Source organism: Paeniglutamicibacter sp. MACA_103 (assembly GCF_045798555.1).
In the GTDB taxonomy this organism is placed as follows: domain Bacteria; phylum Actinomycetota; class Actinomycetes; order Actinomycetales; family Micrococcaceae; genus Paeniglutamicibacter.
On sequence record NZ_JBIXLN010000034.1, the window covers coordinates 1 to 26,834 of the forward strand.

21 protein-coding genes are annotated in these 26,834 nt (G+C 67.1%); 11 read left to right on the forward strand and 10 right to left on the reverse strand.

Going from position 1 to position 26,834, the window contains the following annotated elements; genetic code table 11:
- Positions 1 to 62 precede the first annotated feature (62 nt).
- Positions 63 to 902 carry an aldo/keto reductase gene (locus ACIPVK_RS15525; RefSeq protein ID WP_407612881.1) on the reverse strand — a complete coding sequence of 280 codons (840 nt, stop codon included), beginning with the start codon at positions 900 to 902 and terminating at the stop codon, positions 63 to 65.
- A 56-nt stretch (positions 903 to 958) separates the two neighbouring features.
- On the reverse strand, positions 959 to 2,152 hold the full coding sequence (locus tag ACIPVK_RS15530) for an MFS transporter (protein ID WP_407612882.1): 1,194 nt from the start codon (positions 2,150 to 2,152) through the stop codon (positions 959 to 961).
- Positions 2,153 to 2,310: 158 nt separating this feature from the next.
- On the opposite strand from ACIPVK_RS15530, the gene ACIPVK_RS15535 reads away from it, so the two are divergent.
- The 5 genes from ACIPVK_RS15535 (at position 2,311) to ACIPVK_RS15555 (ending at position 9,027) form a co-directional block, all read left to right on the forward strand.
- On the forward strand, positions 2,311 to 2,757 hold the full coding sequence (locus ACIPVK_RS15535; RefSeq protein WP_407612883.1) for a MarR family winged helix-turn-helix transcriptional regulator: 447 nt from the start codon (positions 2,311 to 2,313) through the stop codon (positions 2,755 to 2,757).
- A 239-nt stretch (positions 2,758 to 2,996) separates the two neighbouring features.
- On the forward strand, positions 2,997 to 4,232 hold the full coding sequence (locus ACIPVK_RS15540) for an acyl-CoA dehydrogenase family protein (protein WP_407612884.1): 1,236 nt from the start codon (positions 2,997 to 2,999) through the stop codon (positions 4,230 to 4,232).
- Between the two features lie 399 nt (positions 4,233 to 4,631).
- On the forward strand, positions 4,632 to 5,678 hold the full coding sequence (locus ACIPVK_RS15545) for an MBL fold metallo-hydrolase (protein WP_407612885.1): 1,047 nt from the start codon (positions 4,632 to 4,634) through the stop codon (positions 5,676 to 5,678).
- Positions 5,675 to 7,015 (forward strand): MFS transporter, encoded by a 1,341-nt coding sequence (locus ACIPVK_RS15550; RefSeq protein WP_407612886.1) that lies wholly within the window; start codon positions 5,675 to 5,677, stop codon positions 7,013 to 7,015. The genes ACIPVK_RS15545 and ACIPVK_RS15550 overlap by 4 nt, the downstream gene beginning before the upstream one ends.
- Before the next feature lie 590 nt (positions 7,016 to 7,605).
- The gene (locus ACIPVK_RS15555) at positions 7,606 to 9,027 is read left to right on the forward strand and encodes an amino acid permease (RefSeq protein WP_407612887.1); all 1,422 of its coding nucleotides are present in this window, start codon (positions 7,606 to 7,608) and stop codon (positions 9,025 to 9,027) included.
- Between the two features lie 93 nt (positions 9,028 to 9,120).
- Here ACIPVK_RS15555 and ACIPVK_RS15560 read toward each other — a convergent pair whose 3' ends face one another.
- Positions 9,121 to 10,074, reverse strand: coding sequence for a LysR family transcriptional regulator (locus tag ACIPVK_RS15560; RefSeq protein WP_407612888.1), 954 nt, complete (start codon positions 10,072 to 10,074; stop codon positions 9,121 to 9,123).
- A gap of 171 nt (positions 10,075 to 10,245) precedes the next feature.
- Here ACIPVK_RS15560 and ACIPVK_RS15565 point away from each other — a divergent pair, with 171 nt between their 5' ends.
- From ACIPVK_RS15565 to ACIPVK_RS15575, 3 genes are all read left to right on the forward strand, one after another.
- Entirely contained in the window at positions 10,246 to 11,088 is an 843-nt protein-coding gene (locus ACIPVK_RS15565) for an IclR family transcriptional regulator (protein WP_407612889.1), read from the forward strand.
- A gap of 414 nt (positions 11,089 to 11,502) precedes the next feature.
- Positions 11,503 to 12,261: an SDR family oxidoreductase gene (locus tag ACIPVK_RS15570; protein WP_407612890.1), complete on the forward strand. Its 759-nt coding sequence runs from the start codon at positions 11,503 to 11,505 to the stop codon at positions 12,259 to 12,261.
- 35 nt (positions 12,262 to 12,296) lie between these two features.
- Entirely contained in the window at positions 12,297 to 13,592 is a 1,296-nt protein-coding gene (locus tag ACIPVK_RS15575; RefSeq protein ID WP_407612891.1) for a CynX/NimT family MFS transporter, read from the forward strand.
- 343 nt (positions 13,593 to 13,935) lie between these two features.
- Here ACIPVK_RS15575 and ACIPVK_RS15580 read toward each other — a convergent pair whose 3' ends face one another.
- Positions 13,936 to 15,315, reverse strand: coding sequence for an MFS transporter (locus ACIPVK_RS15580; protein ID WP_407612892.1), 1,380 nt, complete (start codon positions 15,313 to 15,315; stop codon positions 13,936 to 13,938).
- A gap of 327 nt (positions 15,316 to 15,642) precedes the next feature.
- On the opposite strand from ACIPVK_RS15580, the gene ACIPVK_RS15585 reads away from it, so the two are divergent.
- Positions 15,643 to 16,317, forward strand: coding sequence for a metal-dependent transcriptional regulator (locus ACIPVK_RS15585; RefSeq protein ID WP_407612893.1), 675 nt, complete (start codon positions 15,643 to 15,645; stop codon positions 16,315 to 16,317).
- A gap of 141 nt (positions 16,318 to 16,458) precedes the next feature.
- A complete protein-coding gene (locus ACIPVK_RS15590; RefSeq protein ID WP_407612894.1) occupies positions 16,459 to 17,742 on the forward strand; it encodes a dicarboxylate/amino acid:cation symporter in 1,284 nt (427 codons plus the stop codon).
- An 89-nt stretch (positions 17,743 to 17,831) separates the two neighbouring features.
- Here ACIPVK_RS15590 and ACIPVK_RS15595 read toward each other — a convergent pair whose 3' ends face one another.
- Genes ACIPVK_RS15595 through ACIPVK_RS15605 form a run of 3 tightly spaced genes read right to left on the reverse strand, consistent with a single transcriptional unit; the run spans position 17,832 to position 20,433 of the window.
- Entirely contained in the window at positions 17,832 to 18,737 is a 906-nt protein-coding gene (locus ACIPVK_RS15595) for a metal ABC transporter permease (protein ID WP_407612895.1), read from the reverse strand.
- Entirely contained in the window at positions 18,734 to 19,477 is a 744-nt protein-coding gene (locus ACIPVK_RS15600; RefSeq protein ID WP_407612896.1) for a metal ABC transporter ATP-binding protein, read from the reverse strand. The genes ACIPVK_RS15595 and ACIPVK_RS15600 overlap by 4 nt, the downstream gene beginning before the upstream one ends.
- Positions 19,474 to 20,433 carry a metal ABC transporter substrate-binding protein gene (locus tag ACIPVK_RS15605; RefSeq protein ID WP_407612897.1) on the reverse strand — a complete coding sequence of 320 codons (960 nt, stop codon included), beginning with the start codon at positions 20,431 to 20,433 and terminating at the stop codon, positions 19,474 to 19,476. Before ACIPVK_RS15605 ends, ACIPVK_RS15600 begins: the two co-directional genes overlap by 4 nt.
- 302 nt (positions 20,434 to 20,735) lie before the next feature.
- On the opposite strand from ACIPVK_RS15605, the gene ACIPVK_RS15610 reads away from it, so the two are divergent.
- The gene (locus ACIPVK_RS15610) at positions 20,736 to 21,515 is read left to right on the forward strand and encodes a VOC family protein (protein ID WP_407612898.1); all 780 of its coding nucleotides are present in this window, start codon (positions 20,736 to 20,738) and stop codon (positions 21,513 to 21,515) included.
- 142 nt (positions 21,516 to 21,657) lie between these two features.
- Here the strand turns inward: ACIPVK_RS15610 and ACIPVK_RS15615 are convergent, their stop codons facing one another.
- From ACIPVK_RS15615 to ACIPVK_RS15625, 3 genes are read right to left on the reverse strand one after another with little or no spacing between them, the layout of a single operon-like run.
- Positions 21,658 to 23,166 carry an FAD-dependent oxidoreductase gene (locus ACIPVK_RS15615; protein ID WP_407612899.1) on the reverse strand — a complete coding sequence of 503 codons (1,509 nt, stop codon included), beginning with the start codon at positions 23,164 to 23,166 and terminating at the stop codon, positions 21,658 to 21,660.
- Positions 23,163 to 25,331, reverse strand: a complete 2,169-nt coding sequence (locus tag ACIPVK_RS15620; RefSeq protein WP_407612900.1) for a molybdopterin oxidoreductase family protein — start codon at positions 25,329 to 25,331, stop codon at positions 23,163 to 23,165. Before ACIPVK_RS15620 ends, ACIPVK_RS15615 begins: the two co-directional genes overlap by 4 nt.
- Complete coding sequence (locus ACIPVK_RS15625) at positions 25,332 to 26,726, reverse strand: MFS transporter (RefSeq protein WP_407612901.1); 1,395 nt, start codon at positions 26,724 to 26,726, stop codon at positions 25,332 to 25,334.
- Between the last annotated feature and the right edge of the window lie 108 nt (positions 26,727 to 26,834).

Genomic DNA, 26,834 nt, shown 5'->3' on the forward strand with positions numbered 1-26,834 from the left:
CCCCCCCCCCCCCCCCCCCCCCCCCCCCCGCGCCACATGTTGTTGATCGCTTGGGCAGAGACCTAGCCGTTGAAGGTGCCCGGGAAGGGCCCGGTGCGCCCGTCGCGATCCAGCGCATCGAGTGCCGCGACCTGGCCGGCGTCCAGGTCGAACCCGAACACGTCCAGGTTCGAGGCCATGCGCGAGGCGGTGACCGACTTCGGGATCACCACGTTGCCGGCCTGCAGGTGCCAGCGCAGGACCACCTGTGCCGGGGTCACCCCGTGGGCGGCCGCGGCGGACAGCACGGCCGGATCATCCAGCACGGCACCCTGGGCCAGCGGGCTCCAGGCCTCGGTCGCGATGCCGTGCGCGCGGTTCACCGCGGCGGTTTCGCGGTTTTGCAGGAAGGGGTGGAGCTCCACCTGGTTGACGGCGGGCACCGCGCCTCCGAGCTCGAGGAGCCGCTCGAGCTGTGCGGGCAGGAAGTTGGAGACGCCGATGGAGCGGGTCAGTCCCGCGGCGCGCAATTCCTCCAGTGCCTGCCAGGACTCGAGGTAGGCGTCCGTGTCGGTGCCCGGCCAGTGGATCAGGTAGAGGTCCACGTGGTCCAGGCCCAGCTTGTCCAGGCTCGCGCCCATGGCGTCGCGGGCCGAGGCCCGGCCGAGGTCGGCAAGCCAGAGCTTGGTGGTCACGAAGAGTTCCTCGCGCTTGAGGCCCGATTCGCCCAGGGCGCGGCCCACGCCGGCCTCGTTGCCGTAGATGGCGGCGGTGTCGATGCTGCGGTACCCGGTTTCCAGTGCCGTGGCCACCGCTGCGGTGGTCTGGTCATCCGGAACCTGGAAGACGCCGTAGCCCAGCTGGGGCATGGTGGTTCCGTCGTTGAGGGTGATGTTGGGGATGGTGTTGGTTGCGGTGGTCATGGGGATGCTCCTTGGATTACAGGTAACGGGATGTTGGAGACGGTGAGTTTGCAGCGTCAGCCGACGGTGACGGGCACCGAGGCGGAAGGGTGCAACTTGGAGTATTCGCCGCCCCGGACGCGGGTCGCGATGAGCATGACGGCGAGTCCGGCAACCGTGATTGCCGCGCCGGCCCACAGCGGCGAGGTGTAGCCAAGGCCAGCGGCGATGGTCAGACCGCCGACCCAGGCGCCGAGCGCGTTGCCCACGTTGAAGGCGGCGATGTTGGCGCCCGAGGCGAGGGTCGGTGCGTGGGCGGCATGGTTCATGATGCGCATCTGGAGTCCCGGGACCGTGGCGAAGCCGATGCCGCCCATGAGCACCAGGGCGATGATGGTGGCGATCTGATTGCCGGCGGTGAGCGCGAAGGCCACCAGGACGACGGCGAGGACCGAGAGCACTGCGATCAGCGTGGCGGCCAGGTTGCGGTCGGCGGCCTTGCCGCCAAGGATGTTGCCCACGAAGAGCCCGAGGCCGAAGAGCACCAACAGCCACGGAACCGAGGTGGAGGCAAAGCCGCTGACACCGGTGAGCGTGAACGCGATGTAGGTGAAGGCGCCGAACATGCCGCCGTATCCCAGGATGGTCACGAACATCGACAGCCAGACCTGCGGGCTGCGGAAGATGCTGAACTCGCCGAAGATTCCCTTGTTGCCCGACCGGGCCAGGTTGCCCGGGACCAAGACCATGATGCCGACGAAGGCGACGACGCCGATGGCGGTGATGGCCCAGAACGTTGAACGCCAACCGGTGGCCTGGCCCAGCAGCGTGCCGAAGGGGACGCCCAGGACGTTGGCGATGGTGAGGCCGGCAAACATGAAGGAAATGGCGCCGGCACGCTTGTTCGAGGGCACCAGGTCGGCGGCAACGACGGAGCCGATGCCGAAGAAGGCACCGTGGCACAGGGCGGCGACAATGCGGCCGACCATGACCAGTTCGTAGGTCGGGCCCGTGGCGCTCAGGAGGTTTCCGATGATGAAGAGCAGCATCAGGAACAGCAAAGACTTCTTGCGGTCCAGCCGGCTGAAGACCGCGGTGAGGATGATGGCGCCGATGGCCACGGCGAGGGCATAGCCGGAAATGAGGTAGCCGGCGACGGTTTCGGTGACGCCGAAATCCGCGGCAATCTCGGGCAGGAGGCCCATGATGACGAATTCGGTCAAGCCGATTCCAAAGCCGCCCAGGGCGAGGGCGTAAAGAGCTACGGGCATGGTGAACCTTCGGTGTGTGATGGTTGAAATGAGGTGCGGAGGGTTTCCCCGAACCAATCGTTGCGTATGCAACTAACTGCTAACGCAATGATTGCACACGCGCTATATCAGCGCAAGGTGATATGCTGAGGGGGACGAAAACACGAGGAGAAGCACCTATGGGGATCAAGGACGATGCCGTACAGATCCGCGCGCAGGGCTGGCGCACGCTCGCCGCACTTCACAACCTCATTGAGGGGGAGCTGGAGCGCGCACTGCAGGCCAAGCACGGCCTGTCCGTCGTGGAATTCACCGTTCTCGACGCCCTGAGCAGGCAGGATGGCTGGCACATGCGCATGGCCCAGCTGGCCCGTGCTGCGGCCCTGTCCAGCAGTGCCACGACCCGCCTGGTGACGCGGCTCGAGGACCGCGCCCTGTTGACGCGCATCCTGTGCACGGATGACCGCCGCGGAATCTACACCGAGCTCACCGCCGCGGGGGAGAAGCTCCTGGCCGAGGCCCACCCGACGCACGACGCGGTGCTCCACTCGGCGCTGGAAAGCGCGGCCCGGGTGCCCGAACTCCAGGACCTGGTCACCGCGGTGGCTCCCGAGGGCGAAAACTAGCAGGTCGCCCCGCACCCTGCCCTCGTTGGCGCACCTTCACCGACATGGCGTTCCGGGTATTTTTGTGTCCCGTGGATGTCTCCGGATGGACGCATGTGACGGCCCCGCCGATGCCCGGGTGGCACCGGTGACACTGCATGACACCGTGCTTCCCACCGTGAAGTGCCAGATGCGCGACACCCTTGGCGGTTCCTAGGCTCGAGTCATTGATTCGCTGCGAACCCTCGAAGGAGCCCCACATGAGCACCACCCCGCTTGATCTCCAGTCGCTGCCCCGCACCCCATGGAGCGGCCACGCCGACGAAACCGAACTCGAGCACTGGAAAACCGTCGCGAAGTCCGTCGCCGACGCCCTCGCCGTGGATGCGCTGGCCCGCGACAGGGCCAACCAGGAGCCGTTCACCGAGGTCGCACTGTTGCGCGACTCCGGGTTGCTGAACCTCTTGGTGCCCACCGAATTCGGCGGCGCCGGTGGACACTGGGAATCGGCGTTCGCCGCCGTGCGCATCATTGCCTCGGCCGACGGGTCGATCGCCCAGCTGCTCGCCTACCACTATGCCAACCAGTCCAGCATCGCGTTCTACGCCGAACCCTCGACCCAGGGCCGCTGGTTCGCCCGAAGCGCCGCCGACGGCTGGCTGTGGGGCGACTCGGTGAACCCGGTCGACCCGGACCTGGTGCTCACCTCCGATGGTGACGGCTACCGGCTCAATGGCCTCAAGCGTTTCTCCACCGGATCCAGCGTCGGGGACGTCATTGTCATCAATGCGGCGGTCAGTGGCGGTGAACAGGAAGGCAAGGTGATTGCCTTCGTCCTGGAGCGCACCCGCGAGGGCCTGGAACTGCTCGGCGACTGGGACCACCTGGGGCAGCGGCTCTCGGCCTCCGGTTCTGTGAAGTACCGCGACGTGCTGGTGACAGGGGAGGACGTGCTGGGCGAAGTCACGGCAGATCCGATTGCCACGCTGCTGACCCCCGGGCTGCAGCTGGCCTTTGGCAACTTCTATCTCGGCATCGCCGAGGGCGCGCTGGCAGCCGGGCGCAGGATCCTGCTTGAGCGCAGGAACTCCTGGTTCCTCTCCACGTCGGAGACTTACGCCCAGGACCCGGTGTTCCAGCGCGCCGTAGGCGAGCTGAAGGCGCGTGCCTCCGCGGCCGCGGCCCTGGCCGAGAAACTCAACCGCCGCTTCGACGCCGAGGTGGCCCGGTCCGGCGAGCTCAGCGCCGAACAGCGCGGGGACATCGCGGTGGCCATTGCCGAACTCAAGGTTGTCACCACGGAGGTCGCACTCGAGGTTGCCAACCGAATCTACGAGGTCACCGGCGCCAGCTCCACCAAGAACGACGTGGGCCTGGACCTGTTCTGGCGCAACGTCCGCACACACTCGCTCCACGACCCGGTGGACTACAAGAAGATCGAGGTAGGCACGTATTACCTGCACGGAACCACGGCGCCGCTCTCGCTCTACACATAAGCGGATCGCCAACCGGGGCACCATGCCCGGCTTGAGGCCCGCGTCGCACCGCTCTCTGCCCGGACAGACACCGACTGCCATACGGGCAGGCCATCGAGGATCCATGCGGCATCCAGGTCGACGAAAACCAGCTGGCGCCGGGGAGGCATGCATGAGCTGCCTCCCCGGTGCCCTTGGCCGAATCGCTCTCCGGACCCCTCGGATCGGTGCGATGGCTGGTTGCCGCAAGATGGCGCGAATCTGCGCGAGGTACAGGCGCACGTGTCGGCTGGAACCGGCCGGCAGATATATAAGCAAAACCAGTGAACTGATTCGATAAAAACAGTTTTACGTATGTGCCGCGACGCGTCATCCTTGTGTGAAGGACATCTCATTCTTCTCGCGCAAGGAGCAGTTCACGTGCACAGCACTTCCCTCAAACCCCATGTAGTCACCCTGGGAACAGCGGGCGGTCCCCGCTGGTGGACCGGCGAAAACGCCGGCAAGCGTGCGGGCATCGCCACCGCCGTGGTTGTCGGCGACGCGGTGTACCTGGTCGACGCCGGAACCGGCGTGGGGAACCAGCTCATGAAGGCCGGTTTCAGCACCGCGAACCTCCGCGGCATCTTCCTGACCCACCTGCACTCCGACCACACCATCGACCTCGCGTCGCTGGCGATCTTCGGGCTCTTCACCATCACTCCCGGCCAGGCGCCGATCCACATCATCGGCCCCGGGGACCGCGGGGCGTTGCCGCCGGCCTCCCCGCGGGCCCAGGTTCCGCCCACCCCGCTCTACCCGAAGAACCCGACCCCGGGCACCGCGGACATGTTCAGCCACCTCATGCAGGCCTACGGCACCGACTTGAACGACCGCGTGATCGACGCCCTGCGCCCCTCGCCGCTGGACCACTTCATCGCCTCGGACATCGCGATCCCCGCGGGCACCGGATACCACCCGAACGCGAACCCGACGCCCGAGAACTTCGAGCCCTTCGAGATCTACCGGGATGAGCTGGTCACCGTTACCGCCACCCTGGTCAAGCACCCGCCGATCGCCCCGGCCTTCGCCTTCCGCTTCGACACCGTCGAGGGTTCGGTGACGATCTCCGGGGACACCGCTCCGTGCGAGAACCTCGTGCGGCTCGCCCGCGACACCGACCTGCTGCTGCACGAGGCCATCGACTTCGAGTGGGTCCAGCGCAGCTACGGCAGCATCGGCACCGAGGCGGCCGCCGCCTCGATGGACCACCACCGGCTCTCGCACACCTCGGCCGCCCAGGCCATCGAGCTGGCCGAACGCGCCGGGGCCCGGACCCTGGCCCTGCACCACCTGGTGCCCGGGACCACGCCGCTGTCCACGTGGCTCTCCCACTCCAAGGATTTCTCCGGAACCTTCCTGGTTCCCGAGGATCTCGATACCATTTCCTTTAGCCGCATAGATGCAGAAATGATGGTTGCACGATGAGCCACACCAAGATCCCCGCCGGACATTCCTCCGAGATTGTCGTCCCGTCGCTGAACTCCCCGCACATGCGACGCATCCTGGCTTCAAGCTTCATCGGCAGCGCCATCGAGTTCTACGACTTCATCCTCTACGCCACCGCCGCGTCGCTGGTGTTCAACAAGGTCTTCTTCGTCAATTTGCCGCCCGCGGTGGCGCTCTTCGCCTCCTTCGCCACGCTCGCGGTGGGCTACCTGGCCCGCCCGCTGGGCGGCATCGTCTTCGGGCACTACGGCGACAAGCTGGGCCGCAAGGGCGTGCTGATCACCTCCATGGTGATGATGGGCGTCGCCTCCACGATCATCGGCCTGTTGCCGCCGACCGCACAGGTCGGCATCATCGCCCCGATCGCGCTGATCACCCTGCGCATCATCCAGGGCCTGGCCGTGGGCGGGGAATGGGGCGGGGCCATGCTGATGGCGTTGGAACACGCGCCCAAGGAACGCCGCGGCTTCGCGGCAAGCTTCGCAAACATGGGCGGCCCGGCCGGCGCCGTGCTGGCGACCCTTGCGGTCTCCGCGGTCTCCACGCTGCCCACCGAGCAGTTCCTGGCCTGGGGCTGGCGCATCCCGTTCATTGCCAGCCTGGGCCTGGTCGCCATCGGCCTGGTCATCCGCCTGAAGGTCACCGAATCCCCGCTCTTCCTGGCCCTTGAGGACAAGGCCGAGGAACGGAAGATCCCGCTGATGCAGGTGCTGACCAAGTACCCGAAGTCGGTGCTCATGGGCACGCTGGTGGGCATGAGCTCCTACACCGTGCAAGGCCTGATGACCGTCTGGGCGATCTCCTACGTCGTGGAGGAAGCCGGCATGGACCGCACAGCGGTGCTCAACGTCAAGGCCGTCGGTGCCACCCTGACCATCGTCGCGGTGTGGTTTGCCTCCCGCTACTCGGACAAGCTGGGCCGCCGTCCGGTCATGATGTTCGGCATCCTTGCCGGCGCGGTGCTTGCCCTGCCGATGATGTGGATGCTGCAGCTGGGCGAGCTCTGGCTCTTCGCGATCGCGCTCTTCCTGGCCAATGGCGTGGTGCAGGGCACCATCTTCGGGCCGTTCGGTGCCTTCACCGCCGAACTGTTCCCCACCCGGATCCGCTACACCGGGGCCTCGCTGGTCTACCAGCTCTCCTCCACGCTCGGTGCCGGCTTCACCCCGATGATCGTCACCGGCCTGGTGCTGCTGGGTGGCGGCTCGCTCTGGATCGCCGGGGCCGTGTGGGCCGGGGTCTTCCTCGTCGCCGCGCTGGCCATGCGCAGCATCAAGGAAGGCAAGGACGCGGACCTGGGCGCCGAGAACATGTAGTTCCGCTGGCTTTTGAGGGGATGGGTGGTTTGAAACCGCCCATCCCTTCTTCGCGTTCGGCGCAGTTCCCCTTGCAGAATTCGATCAAGACGCAGGCACAACTGGCCCGGGAACATTGGAGAGCACTTTAGGGGAGGCACGCAGGCACGCGTCTCCCCGCCGGCGGTGCCGACGGATTTCTCCAACCAAATGGGGACGCGCTGCGCAACTGTTCGAACGCATGAACGGCGTCCGGCCCCCTGCTTTTCAGTCGCGGCGTTTCCCGTGGACAGGGCCGTGGCCCAGTCTCGACCACGGGCCGGCCGCACCCCTGCAGGACTGTGCCGGATGAGACCATGCCACCGCGGACATGTATGATCCCCGTCACTGGCATGTGCCACGCGCGCCACATCGAAGGGGGCCGCAGCGCCCGGAAACTGGCATTTTTTTCGGGGTGCGCCGGGTGTTTCCCGCTGAACCCCGGGCTCAAACACGTCTCCCTCGGAGGGGTATTGTCTCTCCGTGGCGGCTCTCGCCCATGTGCCAGATCACATTCCTGGCAGGCGGCCGAAGCACCCACACGTCCTTGGCCAGTCCCCGGAAAGTTTCACATGTCAATTCACACTACTTCGACGGCAACGGAGCGGTCCCCGCAAGGTGCCGCAGGCAGCAAGCTGCGCTCGCGCCACGTCACCATGATCACCCTGGGCGGCATCATCGGTGCCAGCCTCTTTGTCGGTTCGGGCAACGTCATCCGCACGGTCGGCCCCGCAGCCGTCATTTCCTACCTCATCGGCGGACTCCTGGTCTTCCTGGCCATGCGCATGCTCGGCGAGATGGCCGCCGCACGCCCGACCGTGGGCTCGTTCATGGAATACGCCCGCCAGGGTCTCGGCAACTGGGCCGCCTACCTCGTCGGCTGGCTGTACTGGTACTTCTGGGTCGGCGTGCTGGCCTATGAATCGGTGCTTGGCGGCAAGATGCTCAACGGTTGGTTCCCCGAGCTTCCGTCATGGCTGTTCTCCGCTTGCCTGTTGGTCCTTTTCATTTGCACCAACATCATCTCGGTGCGCACCTTCGGCGAGGTCGAGTTCTGGCTGGCCAGCATCAAGGTCATCGCCATCGTTATCTTCCTGGCCGTCGGCGTGCTCTTTGCCCTAGGCATGTGGCCTAGCTCCAGCTTCTCCGTCGAGAACCTGTGGCAGCATGGCGGATTTGCCCCGAACGGCGTGTGGATCTCCATCACCGGTGTGGCCGTCGTGATCTTCTCCTACTTCGGCACCGAGATCGCGGTCATGGCCGCCGCCGAATCCGAGGATCCCTCCAAGGGCATCCGCCAGGCCAGCACCACCATCATCTGGCGTATCCTGCTGTTCTTCGTCGGAGCGGTGCTGGTGATCGTGACCATCGTGCCGTGGAACCAGCTGCCCGATCCGGCCGAAATTGCCCCGTTCACCTACGTGTTCTCGCTCTTTGGCCTGCCGGGTGCCGACATGGTGATGAGCCTGATCATCTTCACCGCCGTCTGCTCGGTGCTGAACTCCGGCCTGTACTCGGCTTCGCGCATGTTTGCCGCGTTGGCCGACCAGGGCTTCGCCCCGAAAATCATGACCAAGCGATCCAGGAACGGCGTGCCGCTGGCTGCCTTGATCGCCTCGACGGTCGGCGGCTTCGTGGCGACCATCGTCAACTTCGCGTTGCCCGACTCGGGCATCTTCGACTTCATCATGAACTCCGCCGGCCTGGTGGCACTCTTTGTCTACGTCTTCATCGCCGTGACCCAGATGCGCCTGCGCTCGCGCATGTCCCCCGAGGAAGTCGCGGGGTTGAAGCTGAAGATGTGGCTCTTCCCCTGGTTGAACTACTTGCTGATTGCCGGCGTCGCGGGTGTCTTGGTCATCATGTTGACCACCGAATCCGGCCGGACCCAGGTGTGGACCAGCTTGCTGGCCACCGTGGTGCTGGTTGCCTTCTGGCCCGTGGTCCGCAAGAAGCTTGCGGTCCGCGACGCGGCCATGTCATCAGCCTCCTGACGTTGCGCCGGCAAAAGGCCGGGAACCCCGGGTCGTGAGCCGTTCCCCGGAAGCAAGGAACCGAACAGGTCGGTCCAGCTTCCGGGGAACGGTTCAGGAACCGCCCATCCCTTCTTCGCGTTCGGCCCCGACGCGTTCGCAGAACTCGATGAAGGCGCGCAGGCGCAGGCTCGGCCGCTCCGCGGCCGTGTAGGCGACGCAGATGTCGCTGTGGCCCACCGGCCCCTCGATTTCCAGCACGGCAAGCGGCAACCCGTCGTAACTCAGGTTCACCGGAGGGCGCTGCACCAGCACCGTGTAGCCCAGGCCGCGGGCCACCATGCCCCGCACGGCCTCGAAGTTGGAGCTGCTCCAGGCGATCTTCGGGTCCAGGCCCGACATGCGCAGGTTCACCAGCTGGTTGTCGCGCACCGAGGGGATGTCCAGGGACACGAAGTCCTCGTCGGCCAGCTCGGCGAGCCGCACGCTCCCGTTGCCCGCAAGCCGGTGCCCGGCCGGCAGCAGGACGTAGGGGCGTCCGCTCATCACCGGGGTGTGCCGCACGTGGGGCAGCAGGTGCCGGGTGTGGGTGAGCACCGCGTCGAGGTAGCCCTCGAGCAGGCGTTCCTGCAGCACGGCGCCGTCGCCCTCGGTGATGCGCACCTCGAGCCCCGGGTTCGGCTTGGTGAACTGCTCGCAGATCACCGGCAGCCAGAACGAGGAGAGGCCCGAATACATCCCGATGTTCAGCGGCCCGACCAGCCCGCTCTGCCGCTCCCCGATGAGGCCCTGGACCTCTTCGGCGTGCCGGATCAGTTCCTTGGCGTCGCGCAGGAAGTGGGTGCCCACGGCGGTCAGCACGACGCCGCGGGCCCGGTGCCGCACCAACAGCTGGGACCCGACGATGCGCTCGAGTTCCCCGATGGCCTGGGACATGGCGGCCTGCGAGATGTGGCAGGCCGCGGCCGCGCCGGAGATCGTGCCCGAGTCGGCCACGGCAGCGAAGTACTGCAATTGCTTGAAGGTGTAGTTGACCACTTCTCCAGCGTAGGTGATGGGCGGGGTCATGGCGTGGTGGCGGTTGGGAAGCCGTTCGCGGGCTGGGCCATGATTTCACCATGGAGAACAAGTCATCGACCGTCGAGTCTGTAGACCGCTTAATGCCGGATGCGTTGGAGGGTGGCTACGCCACCACCTTCGGCTCCGGCATGTCGGTGGATGCCGTGCGATGCTTGGACCATGAGCAACTCAACTCCCGATGCTGCTGCGAGCGAAGCCGAGTCCTGGACCGATAGTACGGCTCATCCTCCCGTTGAGTCCGTCGATCGCGCTCTGCAGTTGGCGCTCCTGCTCCGTTTCGGCGGTGCGCTGACTGTCACCGAGGCCGCTGCACGGCTCGGTGTCGCGGTCTCCACCGCCCATCGGTTGTTGGCGGCCTTGACCTACCGCGGTTTTGCCAGCCAGGACAGGGAGCGTCGCTATGTTGCCGGGCCCATCCTCGCGGCCCAGGCGGTCGGGGCCATCGCCCGCAGTTCCCTTCGCGATCTTGCGCGTCCGGCGCTCGAACGCCTGCATGCCCGGCTGAATGAAACCGTGGGTTTCATGGTGCTGGAAATGGGTTCGGTTCGTTTCCTGGATGGCATCGACGAAATGGAACAGAACCTCAGGGTTGTCATTCGTGTCGGAGACACGCTGCCTGCCAGCGACTCAGCCGGGGGCAAGGCCTTGCTGGCCCAGCTGCGCAACGATGACTTGGCCGCGGTCGTCACCACTTCCGATTCCCCGCGCATGCAGGAAGGGCCCGAGTTGAACGGCGTGACCGGGGTGACCCTGGCAACGCTAAAGCGCCAGCTGGCCGGGGTGAGGCGCAGTGGATACGGGGTGAACTATGAGGAAACCTCCCCGGGGATCTGTGGCGTTGGGGTGGCGATTCCCACCGCTGGCCAACCGCTAGGAGCCTTCACCGTGGTCCTGCCGGCCTCGCGCTTCCATCGTGACGAGATCCAAGGGTATGTGGAGGCGCTGACGGAGGCCGCCGAGTACACCGGGCGCCGCATCGCGGAACTGACGCGTTCCCTGTAATGGCCCGCGCGCTCGGCGCAGGCACCATCCGGGCGGGGAATTGTGACGAACGGAATCTTGGCCCCAACTTTCCTCATGACGGAAACTCTTACAGAAAATACCGGCCTAAAGGTTGTATTACATGCGTTTGCATGCAATTTCTACGTGGGTGAGAATCCGCGATTCCGGCAGCAGGAAAACCCAATTTATGGCGTGACCACGGCCGTTGACGACCTTTTGGGCCAGGCCTAATCTATGAAGTGCATCGACAAACGGAACGGAATTCCAGAAGAACATTCCGCATCGTGGGACGAGCGCAAGCACGGACCGTCACCCACCGGACCCACCCGGCCCGAGAGTCCCGGCCCTTACCGTAAACAACAATGCGAACCGATGCCGTGTGATCACACGGCATCGAGTAGAAGGAGTCGAATCATGTCACAACGTGTACTCATCACCGCCGGAGCCGGCGGAATCGGACTGGCCATCGCCAAGGCATTCGTTGCCAACGGCGCCCGCGTCCACATCGCCGACGTCAACGCCGAGGCCGTCGCGGCCATCGTCGCGGAAAACGAAAACATCACCGGTTCGGTCGGCGACATCAGCAAGGCCGCAGACCTCGAGGTGCTCTTCAGGGACGTCGAGGAGCAGCTGGGCGGGCTGGACGTGCTCATCAACAACGCAGGAATCGCCGGCGCAACTGCCCCGGCCACCGAGTACCCGCTCGACACCTGGGCCGCGGTCGTGGACATCAACCTCACCGGCACCCTCATGGTCACCCAGCGCGCCATCCCGCTGCTGAAGGAATCGGACGCCGGTTCGATCCTGGTGATGTCTTCGCTGGCCGGACGCTTCGGCTACCCGAACCGCATCGCCTACTCCACCACCAAGTGGGGACTGGTCGGGTTTGCCAAGACCCTGGCCCTGGAACTGGGCGAATACGGAATCACCGCCAACACCATCCACCCCGGTGCCGTCGACGGTCCGCGGATGGGTAGCGTGCTGGCCGGCCGCGCCGAGGCCAATGGCACCACGGTCGAGGAAGAAACCAACAAGGCACTGGACAACCAGTCGATCCGCAAGTTCGTCGACCCCAACGACATTGCCCAGCTGGCCCTCTTCCTGGCCGGCCCGCACGCCCGCACGATCTCGGGACAGATGTTCCCGATCGACGGCGACTCGAAGCACTCCTAAGCATTCCGAAAACCTAGCTGAATCGAAGACCGGACATGTCCACCATGACTAACACTTCCGGCGGAAACCTTCCACAAGCCGCCAGTGCGGGCAATCCCCGCCAGGCGCTGTGGAAGGGCCGCATCGTCATTATCATTGGCCTGTTGCTCCTGGGCATCGGCCTGCGCTACGCGGTCACCGGGCTCTCCCCGCTGTTGACCACCGTCACCGGCGAACTGGGCATCGGCACCGCCGGCGCCACCTTCATCGGCATGCTGCCCACGCTCAGCTTCGGCATCGGCGGCTTCGTGGCCCCGGTCATTGTGCGCAAGATCGGGCTGGAAGCAACCGCGCTGATCGCCGTGATCCTGGCCGCCGTCGGTACGCTGGTGCGTCCCTTCAGCGACAGCCCGGCGATCTTCATGGCGCTCACGTTCGTGGCCCTGCTCGGCATGGGCTTCGGCAACGTGGCAGGCGCCCCGCTGGTCAAGAAGCACTTCCCCGACCGCCAGGCCTCCATGGTCACGGTCTTCGCCCTGCTGATGCAGGCCGGGGCGACCCTACCGGCGATGACGGCGCTGCCGCTGGCCAATGCCGGTGGATGGCAGCTCTCGCTCGCCTCCTGGGGTGTGCTCTCGCTCATCGCCGTCCTGCCCTGGACGCTGGTGCTGCTCAAGGAGCGCCGCAACGGCGCGGCCACCGCGGCACAGACCTCCAATGCCGCTGCAGCCGCCGGCTCGAACCTGGGACTGGGCCGGTTGATAGCCAGCCCCGTCGCGGTGGGAATCGCATTGTTCTACGCCATGGCATCGCTGAACATCTACGCCATGCTGGCCTGGCTGCCCACGATCATGCAACAGGGCTTCGGGCTGGACAAGGGATCGGCCGCCACGGCGTTCTCCATCTACACGTTCATGACCCTGCCGATGGCAGTGATCACCCCGCTGATTGCCAACAAGATGCGCAACCCGGCGATCCTCGCGGTCATCTTGGCCGCGGCCGGCCCGCTGGGCTACCTGCTCATGATCCTGGGCATCGGCCCGCTCTGGCTCGCGGCCTTGGTGGCCGGGCTGGCGGGCGGCGCCTTCCCGCTGGCCATCGCGATGTTCAACCTGCGCAGCCGCACCACCGCAGGGTCCGCGGCCATGGCGGGATTCGCCATGGGCGTCGGCTACCTCTTTGGCACCCTTGGCCCGCTGCTGGGTGGATGGCTCTTCTCCACCACCGGCGGCTGGACCGTCCCGCTGTGGGTGTACGTGGCAACGTTCATCCCGATGTCCCTGGGCGGAATGATGATGGCCCGCAACGGCCGTTACGTCGAGGACAAGGCCGGAGTCGCCGGCGGCGCCTAGCCCGCAAAGCACGCTACACACAAACCAAAGGGAACCGGTCACACGACCGGTTCCCTTCGCGTGTATTGGGGGCTTCCACCAAAAGCACGTCGTCCCCTCACTGAAATGGATTCCCATTCCGTTCAGCGGGCGTCCAAGGCGAGGGATATCTCTTGCCGGTTTTTCCTGTGCCGTCAGGATAATACGGACGGCGCCCTCCCGGATCGCTTTGTCGCGTGCGGACATTGCGTAGGCCATCCGGCCATTTCGGTTGGCCCGCCAACGGGTTGCGCCCGCAGGACAAACGCGAACGGCGGTGGATCCGCAGGGATCCACCGCCGTCCGGTTTACCGGAGCAAATGAGCTAGGCGTTCGTGCGCAGCTCGTTTTCCATCGGGTTGCCCAGCTCGTTGATCGGGGTCCGGTAGGTCTCGCGCGCCCAGAGCGCCCCGACCACGGCGATCACCGAGGAGCCCGCCACGATCCAGGCGGCCGGTCCCCAGTTCGAGGGATCGTCGCCGACCAGCGCGGTGGCCAGCAGCGGGGTGAAGCCGGCTGCCAGGATGCCGACCTGCAAGCCGATCGCCATGCCGGTGTAACGAACACGGACGTTGAACAACTCGGCAAACCATGCCGGATAGATGGCATTGGACATCGAGTAGGTGCCGGCGGTGATCAGGGTGCTGACCACGAAGATGAGCCCGATCTGCGCGGTGGAGATCGCCCAGAAATAGACCCAGATCAGGGTCCCGGAGCCGAGCACGCCCGCGATGAAGATCCGGCGGCGACCGTACCGGTCGGCGAAGAGGGCCATGAGCGGTTGGGAACCGATGGCGATGACGTTGCCGACGATGCTGATGATGAGCATGGTTTGGGCGGGGATCCCGACGGAGACGGCGAACGCCAGTCCGAAGGCCTGCATGAAAATGTTGGTGACCGTCTCGAAGGACATCATGGCGACCTGGAAGAACTGTGCCGGGTGGGTGCTGAACATCTGCATGAACGGCATCTTGGGCTTCTCGTGCTGCACGTTTTTCTCGAGCTGCTCGGCGGCCTCCGTGAAGACCTCCGGCTCCTCAAGCGAACGCCGCACCACGAATGCCACCACCAGCACCACGGCCGAGAGCAGGAAGGGGATGCGCCAGCCCCAGGCCAGGCGGTCGGCCTCGTTCATGGCGGCCACCGGAAGGAAGACCAGGGAGGCCAACACGATGCCGGCGGAGATCCCGCTCATGGTGAAGGACGGGAAGAAGGCCCGGCGTCCGACCGGGGATTCCTCCATGGCCAGTGCGGCGGCGCCGGCAGTTTCGCCGCCGGCGGAGAGGCCCTGCAGCAAACGCATCACCACCAACAGCACCGGAGCCCAGTAGCCGACGGTGTTGAAATCGGGCAGGAGGCCGATGAGGAACGTTGCCCCGCCCATCAGCACCAGGGTCATGACCAACGTGTTCTTGCGTCCGATCTTGTCGCCCAGGTGCCCAAAGAGCAGTGCTCCGAAGGGGCGGGCGATATAGGCGACGCCGAAGGTGGCGAAGGATGCGATCAGCGCAACGGTGGGGTTTCCCGCGGGGAAGAAGATGTGGGAGAAGACCAGCGAAGCCGCGGTGGCATAGACGAAGAAGTCGTAGTACTCCAGGGCGCCGCCAAGGAAGCCCGCGATGGCAGCCTTCTTGGCGCGTTGGGTGCGGTACTCGTGCTTTGCGGTGTCAACGCCGGGCGCAACCAGCGTGCTTTGGTTGGTCATGGGGATCCTCCGGTGCCTTGCGGGCCTTGTAGCGGGGAGACTTGCGTTCGCGGTTGTGCGCTAGGCGCACAGTTGTTCGCATTCCGTTCAATGAGCATAAGGCATGTGACGTCGCTCATGAAAGGGGTGGCTGTAACAATTGCGTCCGAGCGGCTTTCCAAAGATAAATCCACGCGGGTGAAATCCTGTTGGTAGGGGTGCGCCCGAAGGCTTGGGCGGCCAACCGGATCGAGGCCGCGCACCTGGCCCGCGAGCAGGGCTGGATCCAGGCGACATCACACCCGTGCGGGAATCGGGCGTCCGGGTGTCCTCTGTAGACTCGTACACATGTCGGTTTCGGAACTTTCGGTCAGCACGCAAAACTACTTGAAGGTCATCTGGGGTCTGTCCGAATGGTCGGACGACCCCGTCACCGCAACCGACATTGCCCAGAAATCGGGGCTGAAGGTTTCCTCGGTCTCCGACGCGGTGCGCAAGCTGACCGCGCAGGGGCTGGTCAGCCACGCCCGCTACGGCGCCGTCGAGCTGACCGAGTTGGGCCGCAAGTACGCCCTGGACATGGTGCGCCGGCACCGGCTGCTGGAAACCTTCCTGGTCCAGACCCTTTCCTACGACTGGGACCAGGTCCACGACGAGGCCGAAAACCTTGAGCACGCCATGAGCGACTTCATGGTCGAACGCCTCGACGCATTCCTGGGGCACCCGGCACGAGACCCGCATGGCGACCCGATCCCGAGCGCCGAGGGCGTGCTGACCCGGCCCGACGCGGTGCTGCTCAGCACCGTGGAACCAGGGGTGCGGGTCACCGTGGAGAGGATCAACGACGAGGACCCGGCACTGCTGCAGTACCTCAGCGCCCAAGGCGTCGTGCCGGGGGTGGGCCTGGTCATCACCGGGGCGGCACCCTTCTCCGATGCGGTGCTGCTGCGGGTCGCCGACGCTGCGGAGACCGTCAGCCTGGGCCGCCAGGCGACCGAAGCGTTGCACGTCTCTCGCGGCTAGCGCGGCGGTGGCGCGACGGGCGCCGCCGGCGGATTTCGAACAATGGCCCGCACCGCTTACTATGACTGAGGCGTGCGCTGCGCCACAACCAGCTTGCGCATGCCGGCACGACCCGATCCCGTCGACTTGAGGACCCTTCCCATGAAGCTGTTGAAATCGATCCCCCTGCTTGGCTGGATACTCCTGGCCATTGTCCTGGGCATCCTGACCGGACCGGTGATGCCCGCCTGGCTCGGCGGGGTGTTCCTGACCTACAACTCGATCTTCTCGGGGTTCCTCGGCTTCATCGTGCCGCTGATCATCCTGGGCCTGGTCACCCCCGCCATTGCCGAGCTCGGCAAGGGCGCCGGAAAATGGCTCGGCGTCACGGCCGCCATCGCCTACGGCTCCACCATCCTCGCCGGGCTGCTCGCCTACTTCGTGAGCCGCTGGCTGTTCACCCCGTCGCTCTCCGGCGGCGGGCTGGAGGCACTCGGCGAGGAGGAGGGCTCGGGCTTCGAGCCGTTCCTGACCGTCGTGGGAAGCGCGGGCGACTCGGCCACCGAGATCGTGCTGCCGCCGGTCATCGACGTGATGAGCGCCCTGGTGCTCGCCTTCGTGATCGGCGTCGGCATCACCGCCTTCCACTCCAAGGTGATCTTCCGCGGGGCCGTCGAGTTCCGCACGGTCATCGAGTCAGTGATCCGCCGCATCATCGTGCCGGCGCTGCCGCTGTTCATCTTCGGCATCTTCATGGACCTCGCCGCGAGCGGCGCGGCCGTGACCGTCGTGACCAAGTTCCTGCTGGTCGCCCTGGTGTCCTTCGCCCTGACGCTCGTCGTGCTGCTGGCCCAGTACTCCGTGGCCGGCGCCATGACCGGGCAAAACCCGCTCAAGGCGCTGTGGCGGATGCGCGACGCCTACTTCACCGCGCTGGGCACCTCCTCCTCGGCCGCGACGATCCCGGTCACCCTCGCCTCGACCAAGAAGAACGGCGTCTCCGACTCGGTGGCCGGCTTCGTCGTGCCGCTGTGCGCGACCATCCACCTCTCCGGCTCGATGGTCAAGATCACCTGCTTCTCGATCGCGGTGCTGCTGCTCACCGGCGGCGACGTCTCCTTCGCCTCGTACCTGCCCTTCATCCTGATGCTCGGTGTCATGATGGTCGCGGCCCCGGGCGTTCCCGGCGGCGCGATTGCCGCAGCGGCGGGCCTGCTGGCGCAGATGCTCGGCTTCGGCGAGGTCGAGGTGGGCCTCATGTTCGCCGCGTACATCGCGCTGGACAGCTTCGGCACGGCCACCAACGTGACCGGCGACGGCGCCCTGGCCTTGATCATGAACAAGCTCACCCGCGGCCACCTCGGCGCGCAGGTGCAGGATCCGGCGGACGAGAAGCTGGAGACCGCGCAGGGCACCCTGGCCGAATCGCACACCCTGGCCGAGTAAACCCGCGCCCGACTAAATACGCGTGATGCCGATGCTGCACTGCAGCATCGGCATCACGCGTATTTGTGCCAGTGGGCCGGGAACCGGCCCTAGCGACCGCTGCCCGCCGCGTCGCGAACCCGGATCCCCTCGGCGGCGCGCAAGCGGCGCACCGACCTGGCGATCCGGCGCCCCAGCAGCCCCTGCGTGGGGCTGAAGAGGTAGACAAGGGCGAACACCGCGCCCTGGGTCAGCACGATCATGCCGCCCGATGCGGTGTCCAGGTAGTAGCTGACGTACAGCCCGATGACCGCGCAGGCCACCGAGATCCCCGGGGCGATCAGCAGCATCCGCCCGAAGCGATCGGTCAGCAGGTGCGCGGTGGCCCCGGGGATGATGAGCATCGCCACCACCAGGATCACGCCGACCGCCTGCAGCGCCACCACCGAGGTCAGCGCGAGCAGGCCCAGCAGCGCAGCACCCAGCAGCCGGGGGTTCAGCCCGATGGCGTGCGCGTGGGTGGCGTCGAAGGCAAAGAGCGTGAAGTCCCGGCGCTTGAGCAGCAGCGCGGCCAGGGCCAGCACGCCGAGCAGCACGATCTGGACCAGCTCGGCCTTCGAGACGCCCAAGAGGTTCCCGAAGATGATGTGGCCCAGGTCGGTCTGCGAGGGGGTGACGGAGATCAGCACCAGGCCCAGGGCGAAGAGCGTGGAGAAGACGATGCCGATGGCGGCGTCCTCCTTGATGCGGCTGGTGTCGCGCACCGCGCCGATCAGCGCCACGGCCAGGAAGCCGAAGAGCAGCGCCCCGAGGGCGAAGGGCACGGAGAACACGTAGGCCAGCACGACGCCCGGGAGCACCGCGTGGGAGACGGCATCTCCCATCAGCGACCAGCCGATGAGCACCAGCCAGCAGGAGAGCACCGCGCAGACCGCGGCCGCCGTGACCGCGGTGGCCAGGGCGTTGATCATGAATCCGTAGCCCAGCGGCTCGAGGACCAAATCGAGCAGGTTCATGCGCTTTCGCCCCTTCCCAGGACGTCGAGGCCGAAGGCCAGGGCCAGGTTTTCGGGGCGCAGGACCGTCTTGGGGTCCCCGTGCATGAGCACGCGCTGCATCAGCAGCACCGCCTCGTCGGCCAACTCCGGCAAGGCGTGCAGGTCGTGGGTCGAGATCAGGATCGCGGCCCCGGTGCGCGCCTGCTCGCGCAGCAGCCGGGTGATGGTGGCCTCGGATCTCTTGTCCACCCCGGCGAACGGTTCGTCGAGCAGCAGGATCGTGGCGTTCTGCGCGATGCCGCGTGCCACGAAGGCCCGCTTCTTCTGGCCGCCGGAGAGCTGCCCGATCTGTCGGTGCGCGTAGCCGGTGAGCTCCACGCGTTCCAGCGCCTCCTCCACCGCCAACTTGTCGGCCTTGGAGGGGCGGCGGGTGAAGCCCATGTGCCCGTAGCGGCCCATCATCACCACGTCGTGGACCGAGACCGGGAAGGCCCAGTCCACGTCCTCGGACTGCGGGACGTAGCCGATGGCGGCCGACTTCCGGGCCTGCGCCGGGGTGCCGCCGTTGATGAGCACCGTCCCGGAATCGGGTTTGACCAGGCCCATGATGGCCTTGAAGAGCGTGGACTTGCCGGACCCGTTCATGCCCACCAGCCCGCAGATGCGCGAGTTGTTCAACTCCAGGGAGGCCGACTTCAGCGCCAACACGTCCCCGTAGCGCACCGTGAGGTCGGTGACGGTGACCGCGGGGATGCTCACGGCTTTTCCCCGGTCAGGGCGGACAGGATCACGTCGGTGTCGTGCCGGATGAGGTCGAGGTACGTGGGGACCGGGCCGTCGGCCTCGGAGAGGGAATCGACGAAGAGGGTGCCGCCGAAGGTGGTTCCGGAGCCCTGCACCACCTGCTGCATCGGGGCGTCGGAAACGGTGGATTCGCAGAACACCGCGGGCACCTCGTTGTCCTTCACGAACTCGATGGCCGAGGCGATCTGCCGCGGGGTGGCCTGCTGTTCGGCGTTCACGGCCCAGATGTATTTCTCGCTCAGGCCGGCGTCGCGGGCCAGATAGGAGAAGGCGCCCTCGCAGGTAACCAGCGCGCGCTCGTTTTCCTTGAGCCCGGCCAGGCCCTCGATGAGGTTCTTCTCCAGCGTTTCCAGCTCCGCGGTGTAGGCGCGGGCGTTCTCGGTGTAGTACTCGCCGTTTTCCGGGTCGAGTTCGATGAAGGCGTCGCGGATGTTCGCCACGTAGTGCTGCACGTTGACCGGGCTCATCCAGGCGTGCGGGTTGGGCATCCCGGCGTTGGCGTCCTCGGTGATGTCCATGACCTCGATGCCCTCGCTGACCACCACGTGCGGCACGTCGAGTTCGACGATGAACTGCTCGAACCAGGCCTCGAGGTTCAGCCCGTTGTCCAGGATGAGCTGGGCGCGCGAGGCCTTGGCGATGTCCTGCGGCGTGGGTTCGTAGCCGTGGATCTCGGCCCCGGCCTTGGTGATCGACTCGACGGCGATCTTGTCGCCCGCAACGTTTTGGGCGATGTCTGCCAGCACGGTGAAGGTGGTCAGCACGACCGGGCGGTCGGAGGCGCCCTGGCCGGAGACTGCACCGGGGGAGTCGCATCCGGCAAGCGTCGCTGCCAGGGCGATGCAGGCGAGGGCCGCCGAGAGGCGGCGCCAGACGGGGGCGAGGGCTCGGGTGCGGGAAGGAGTCGTCATTGAGGTCCTAAGCGGTGCGGTGTCGATCGGCGAAAAGAGCGGGTAATTCATAGTACGGCATGACGTAGATGAATGTACGCCTCGGCGTAACTTTGTTGATCCGTGCGTCAGGGGCCTCGGCGAGGACCCTGGAAATCGGGGCCGGCAGCGGCCACCGGGGAGGGGAACCCCGGGGGAGGGAGGCAACGCTCGACCTACTGCCGGGTATCGGGCTGCTGGCCATTGCTGTGCCCCGTCCGCGGGCATAGACTCACGCCTGGACCCATGTTCGCACACCTCGCTACATATCAGTTGGAGGAACCATGCCCAAGCCAGACCTGACCGTCGGATCGCCCTGCTGGATCGACCTGCTGACCTCGGATCCCCGCAAATCCCAGGAGTTCTACAGCACCCTCTTTGGCTGGACCTACGAGGCCGGGGACCAGGAAAAATACGGCGGCTACATCACCGCGTCCAAGGACGGGAAGATGGTGGCCGGGATCATGGACAACGACGGAACCTCCGGCTCCCCGGACGTCTGGACCACGTACCTGCGCGTGGACGACATCGAGGCCGCGGCGAAGGCCGCGGCCGAACACGGCGGGCAGGTCTACCTGCCGCCCATGGACATTCCGGAGCAAGGCAAGATGGCGATGTTCGGAGACGCCGGTGGCGCGGCCGTCGGCATCTGGGAGTTTGGCGGGCACACCGGATACGAGGTGGCAGCCGAAAACGGGGCGCCGGCCTGGCACGAACTCTTCACCCGGGACTTCGCCCCGACCGTGAAGTTCTACCAGGACGTCTTCGGCTGGGAGACGGCCGTCGTGGGAGACACCGATGAATTCCGGTACACCACGCTGGGAGCCGGGGACGATTCGAAGGCCGGGATCATGGACGCCAGCTCGTTTCTGCCGGAGGGGGCACCGGCCAGCTGGCATGTGTACTTTGCGGTTGAGAATGCCGACGCCATCATCGAAAAGACCCTGGCCCTGGGTGGTTCGGTCATCCAGCCGGCGGAGGACACGCCCTTTGGGCGCAATGCCGCACTGAAGGATCCCACCGGCGCGGAATTCTGGATCACCCAGGACATCGGGCAGGGCTAATCGTGCCGGGACCGGGTCACCGGTTCCGGCTGGCGGGGGGGAAAAACATTGACGCCGGCGCCTTGCCACTTGGGGCGCGAGGCGCCGGCGTCAATGCCCGTCTGTTCGTCCGGCCCTCTCCTGCGCCGGCATGGGCCCGCGCCTAGGCCGGGACGGCGACGCGCAGCATCGCCTCGATCTTCTCGCGGCACCCGCCGCAGCCGGTGCCGGCCCGGCAGGCGGCACCCACCTCGGCAACGGTGGTGCAGCCTTCGTCCACTGCATGCGCCACCTGCCCGTGCGTGGCGCCGGTGCAGCGGCATAGCTGGTCATCCGCACCCGCCGCAACGAGCGAGTCGGGCATGCCCGGGTCATCGAGACGCAGCAGCGTGGAGCGGTCTTCCGGCAAGGTGCTTCCCCGCTCGAAGGCGAGCACCAATTCGGCGCCGGTGCGCGGCAGCCCGATCGCCAGGAACCCGGTCAGGACCTCGTCTTCGGTCACGAGCTTCAGGTAGTGGCCGGACCTTGGATCGGCAAACACGCTTACCCGCGCCCGGCCCTCGTCCCACGGGCCGGCCATCACGTTTCCGGCAACGACCAGTTCCAGGCCCTGGCCCTTGAGCATCAACACGTTCGAGGCCCCCTGTGCGGGGGCCACGGTGCCGGGAGCCAGCGGGCGGCTCGCCGCGTCGGGGGCGGGAGCCCGGTGGGTCAGCAGGAAGTCGGCCAGCCACGCGGCCTGGGCCCAGCCCGGGGCCAGCAACCCGGCCGGGGCGGCGCCGGCCACCTCCGCACAGTCTCCCAGGGCAAAGACGCGGTTCTCGGTGTCGGCCACCAGATACTCGTTGGTTTGGATGCCCCGGCCCACCTTCAGCCCGCAGCCGGCAGCCAGTTCGGTGCGTGCCCTCACCCCGCAGGAGAGCAGCAGCGCATCCCCGGCGATCTCCCCGTGCTCCTCGGTCGCCAGCGCGGTGAACCCGGCTTCGTCCCGCCGCACGGCGGTGGCCCGGACCCCGGAAACGACCTCGACGCCGGCGGCGCGCAGGGATCTTGCCAGCAGCATCCCGCCGTCGGTGTCCACGGCGCGGCCCAGCGGGGCCGGGCCGTGGTGGACCAGCACCGGGCGGTGCCCGGCCTCGGCCATGGCCAGGGCCGCCTCGATGCCCAGGATGCCGCCGCCGAGCACCAGCACCCGGCCCCCGGAAACGAGCACCCGGTTCAGCGCCGCGGCATCCTCGAGCGTGCGCAGCGCCATGACTCCGGCCGGCAGGTTGGCCTCGGCGTGCGGGGAAAAGTCCAGGCCGTTGAGGGTGGGGACCACCGGGCGGGCGCCGGTGGCAAACACCAGCCGGTCATAGCCCAGCGATCGCCCCGAGCCCAGGGATACCAACCGCCGCGAGCGGTCCACCCGCGTGACGGTTTCCCCCAGGTGCAGGCCGACGCCCGCCTTGGCCAGGCGCAGCGGATCGATCATGGCCAAGTGCTCCGGGGAGGTCGCGCCGCTGGCGACCTCGGCCAACAGCACGCGGTTGTAGGCGGGGTGGTCCTCGGCGGAGACGACGTCGAGGGTGAACAGGCCCGCGGCGAGTCCCGGAAGCAGGCCCTCCAGCAGCGAAGCGGCAACCGGGCCGAAGCCAATGACGAGGATGCGTTCGCGGATGGGCTCACTCATGATTCATCTCCCAACGGGTGCAGGGACACCGGTGCGTTCTTGAATTCGGGCATGGCGCTGATCGGGTCCACGGCCGAAGAAGTGAGCAGATTGGCATTCTGGGACCCGGCAAAGTGGAAGGGCAGGAACACGGTGTCCAGGCGCAGCGCGCTGCTCAGCGCAGCCCGGGCCACGACTTCCCCGCGCCCGTTGCGCACCGCGACGCGTTGGCCCTCGGCGATGCCGTGGGCGCGTGCGGTGCCGGGGTGGATTTCCAGGCGCACCTCGGGGGCCGCACCCGCCAGCTCGGCGACCCGGCGGGTCTGCGTCCCGGATTGGTAGTGCTCCAGCAGCCGCCCGGTGACCAGTGCCAGCTGCCTGCGTGTGTGCAGGGCCTCGGGCGGGGTGCCGGGGTAGACCGGAATGAGCCGCGCCCGTGCATCGGGGTGGGCAAAGCCGTCCAGGAAGAGCCGCGGGGTGCCCGAGCGTTGCCCCGGAACGCGCGAGACCGCATGTTCGGTGGAGCAGGGCCAGTAGACCGCGGCCCCGGCATCGAGGTCGTCCCAGTCGACGCCCGAGTAGTCGGCCAGGCCTCCGGCGGAGGCCAGGCGCAGCTCCTCGAAGACCTCGCGGGCATCGGCCGAGAACGTTCCGGGGGAGTCCAGTCGCTTGGCGAGCTCGGCCATGATCCACAATTCGCCGCGCGCGCCTTCCGGCGCGCGAAGTGCCGCCCGGCGGCGCAGCACCCTGCCCTCCAGGTTGGTCATGGTGCCCTCCTCCTCGGCCCACTGCAGCACCGGCAGCACCAGGTCGGCCTCGGCGGCGGTTTCGGAGAGGAAGAAGTCGCAGACCACCAGGAAGTCCAGCCTGCGCAACCCGGCCAGGACCTTCGAGGCATCGGGGGAGGAGAGCACGGGGTTCGAGGCGTGCACCATGAGCATGCGCGCCCCGGATTCGGTGCCCAGGGTGTGCAAGAGCTCGGTGGCGGGGATGCCGGGGCCGGGAATGGTTTCCGGGTCGACTCCCCACACCTTGGCCACGTGCGCGCGGTGGGCGGGATCGGTGATCTTGCGGTAGCCGGGCAGCTGGTCGGATTTCTGCCCGTGCTCGCGCCCGCCCTGGCCGTTGCCCTGCCCGGTGATGGTGCCGAAGCCGCCCCCGGTGGTGCCGGGCAGCCCGAGCAGCAGGGCGAGGTTGATGGCGGCGGTGGTGGTGTCGGTGCCGTTGGCGTGCTGTTCGACCCCGCGCCCGGTCAGGATGAACACGCCCCCTCCCCCTGACTTGGCGCCGGCGGCCGCGGCGGCCAGCGCGCGGGCGGTGCGCCTGATCTCGGCGGCGGGCACGCCGGTGATCGAGGCGACGCGTTCGGGCCACCAGGCACCCACCGAGGCGCGCACCCCCTCCAACCCGTTGGTGCGGGAAGCGAGGTAGTCCTCGTCGATGAGGGATTCGGCCAGCAGCACGTGTGCCAGGCCCAGCAGCAGTTCCAGGTCGGTGCCGGGGGTGGGCTGCAGGTGCCAGCCCGATCCATTGGCGCAGAGCTCGGCGGTGGGGGAGCGGCGCGGGTCGACCACGATGAGTCCGCCGGAATCGCGGGCGTGCGTCAGGTGGCGGACGAAGGGCGGCATGGTTTCGGCGACATTGGAGCCGAGCATCAGGATCATCGAGCCGGCATCCAGGTCAACCAACGGGAAGGGCAAGCCGCGGTCCAGGCCGAAGGCGCGGTTGCCGGCGGCCGCGGCGGAGGACATGCAGAAGCGTCCGTTGTAGTCGATGCGGGAGGTGCCAAGGGCCAGCCGGGCGAACTTCCCCAGCTGGTAGGCCTTTTCGTTGGTCAGCCCGCCGGCGCCGAAGACCGCCACCGCGTCGGCCCCGTGTTCCTTGCGGATCAAGGCCGCGCGCGAGGCCAGCAGGTCAAGGGCCTCGTCCCAGCCCACCGGCTCCAGGTTGCCCGCCGCGGTGCGGCGCAGCGGGGAGTGGAGGCGTTCGGGATGGTTCAGCAGGTTGGCGGCGCTGTATCCCTTGCGGCACAAGGCACCGCCGTTGGTCTCGAAGTCGCGCCCGGTCAGCAGCACCGGCTCGCGGGCCCCGGCACCGGGACTCGGGTCCAGGCTGATGCCGCATTGCAGGGCGCAATAGGGGCAGTGCGTTTGAGTGGTCGTGGGAGCAACGGCGGTGGCTGTCATCTAGATGCTCCGAGCTGCAAAGGCGGTGCCGCGGCGGATGTAGCAGAACCAGACCAGGAACATCATCGCCGCGTAGAAGGCCACGAAGACCATGAAGGCCGCGGTGTAGGAGCCGCTCCGGGACAGGGAGAGCCCGAGGGCCTGCGGGATCAGGAACCCGCCGTAGGCGCCGATGGCGGAGATCAGCCCGAGCGCCGCGGCGCCCTTGCGTGCCGCCGAGACATTGCCGGTGCCGTTCCCGGCGCGCAGGGCGAAGACGATGGGGATCATCCGGTAGGTCGAGCCGTTGCCGATGCCGCTGGCGGCAAAGAGCACCAGGAACAGGGCCAGGAAGACCCAGAAGTTCGCCGCGGGAAGGATCACGACCACGGCCAGGGTCACCAGGCCCATGACACCCAGGGCGCCCAGGGTGATGCGCGCGCCGCCGTGCCTGTCGGCGAGCCTGCCGCCGGCGGGCCGGGCGAGGGAACCGACCAGCGGGCCGAGGAACGCCAGGGAGAGTGCCGCGGTGCCCAGGGTGAAGGAGGAGTAATCGGGGAAGGTGTCGCGGATCAGCTTGGGGAAGACCGCGGAAAACCCGATGAAGGATCCGAAGGTGCCGATGTACAGGGCGGCAATGATCCACAGGTGCCGTTCCTTCAGGCAGGCCAGTGCGCCGCGGACATCCGAACGGGCGTTGGACAGGTTGTGCATGTTGCGCTTGGCGCCCCAGGCGGCCAGCAGGATCAGCGGGATCCAGATCAGCCCGGCCAGCGGCAGCTGCAGGGAACCCGCGGCGAAGACGGTGATGGCGATGGGCACCAGCAGCTGGGCCACGGCGGCCCCCAGGTTGCCGCCGGCCGCGTTCAGGCCCAGCGCCCAGCCCTTCTGCGAGGCGGGGAAGAAGTAGGTGATGTTCGCCATCGACGAAGCGAAGTTGCCGCCGCCGAAGCCTGCAAGCCCGGCCAGGGTCAGCAGCACCCAGAAGGGGGTGGCGGGGTTCGAGACCGCCAGGGCCAGGCCGCCGGCGGGAATCAGCAGCAGTAGCGCCGAGGCGATGGTCCAGTTGCGTCCGCCGAAGCGCGCCACCATGAAGGTGTAGGGAATCCGCAGCGTGGCACCGACCAGGCTGGGCATCGAGATCAGCCAGAAAAGCTGGCTGTTGTCCAGGTCGAATCCGGCCGCCGGAAGGTAGACCGCGACGACGGCAAAGAGCTGCCAGATGACGAAGCCCAGGAATTCGGCGAAGATCGACCAGTAAAGATTGGTCCGGGCGGTGGTGCGTCCGACGCCGTTCCAGAATGCCGGGTCTTCGGCGTCCCAGTTGTTGACCCAGCGTCCCGGCCCCACCTCGAGACGCACCTGCGTGCTCGGCGTGCCGGTGCGATGTTGTTCCTGCTCTAGCTGTGCGCTCAAGGCGGATCGTCCCTTCGTCCCTGGTGGTTGATGCCCTTAAGCATTCCCGAGGGAGGTTTCACTTGGCCGCACTTGTTGTTGCGGGAAGCGAACATGTACATCACCGCG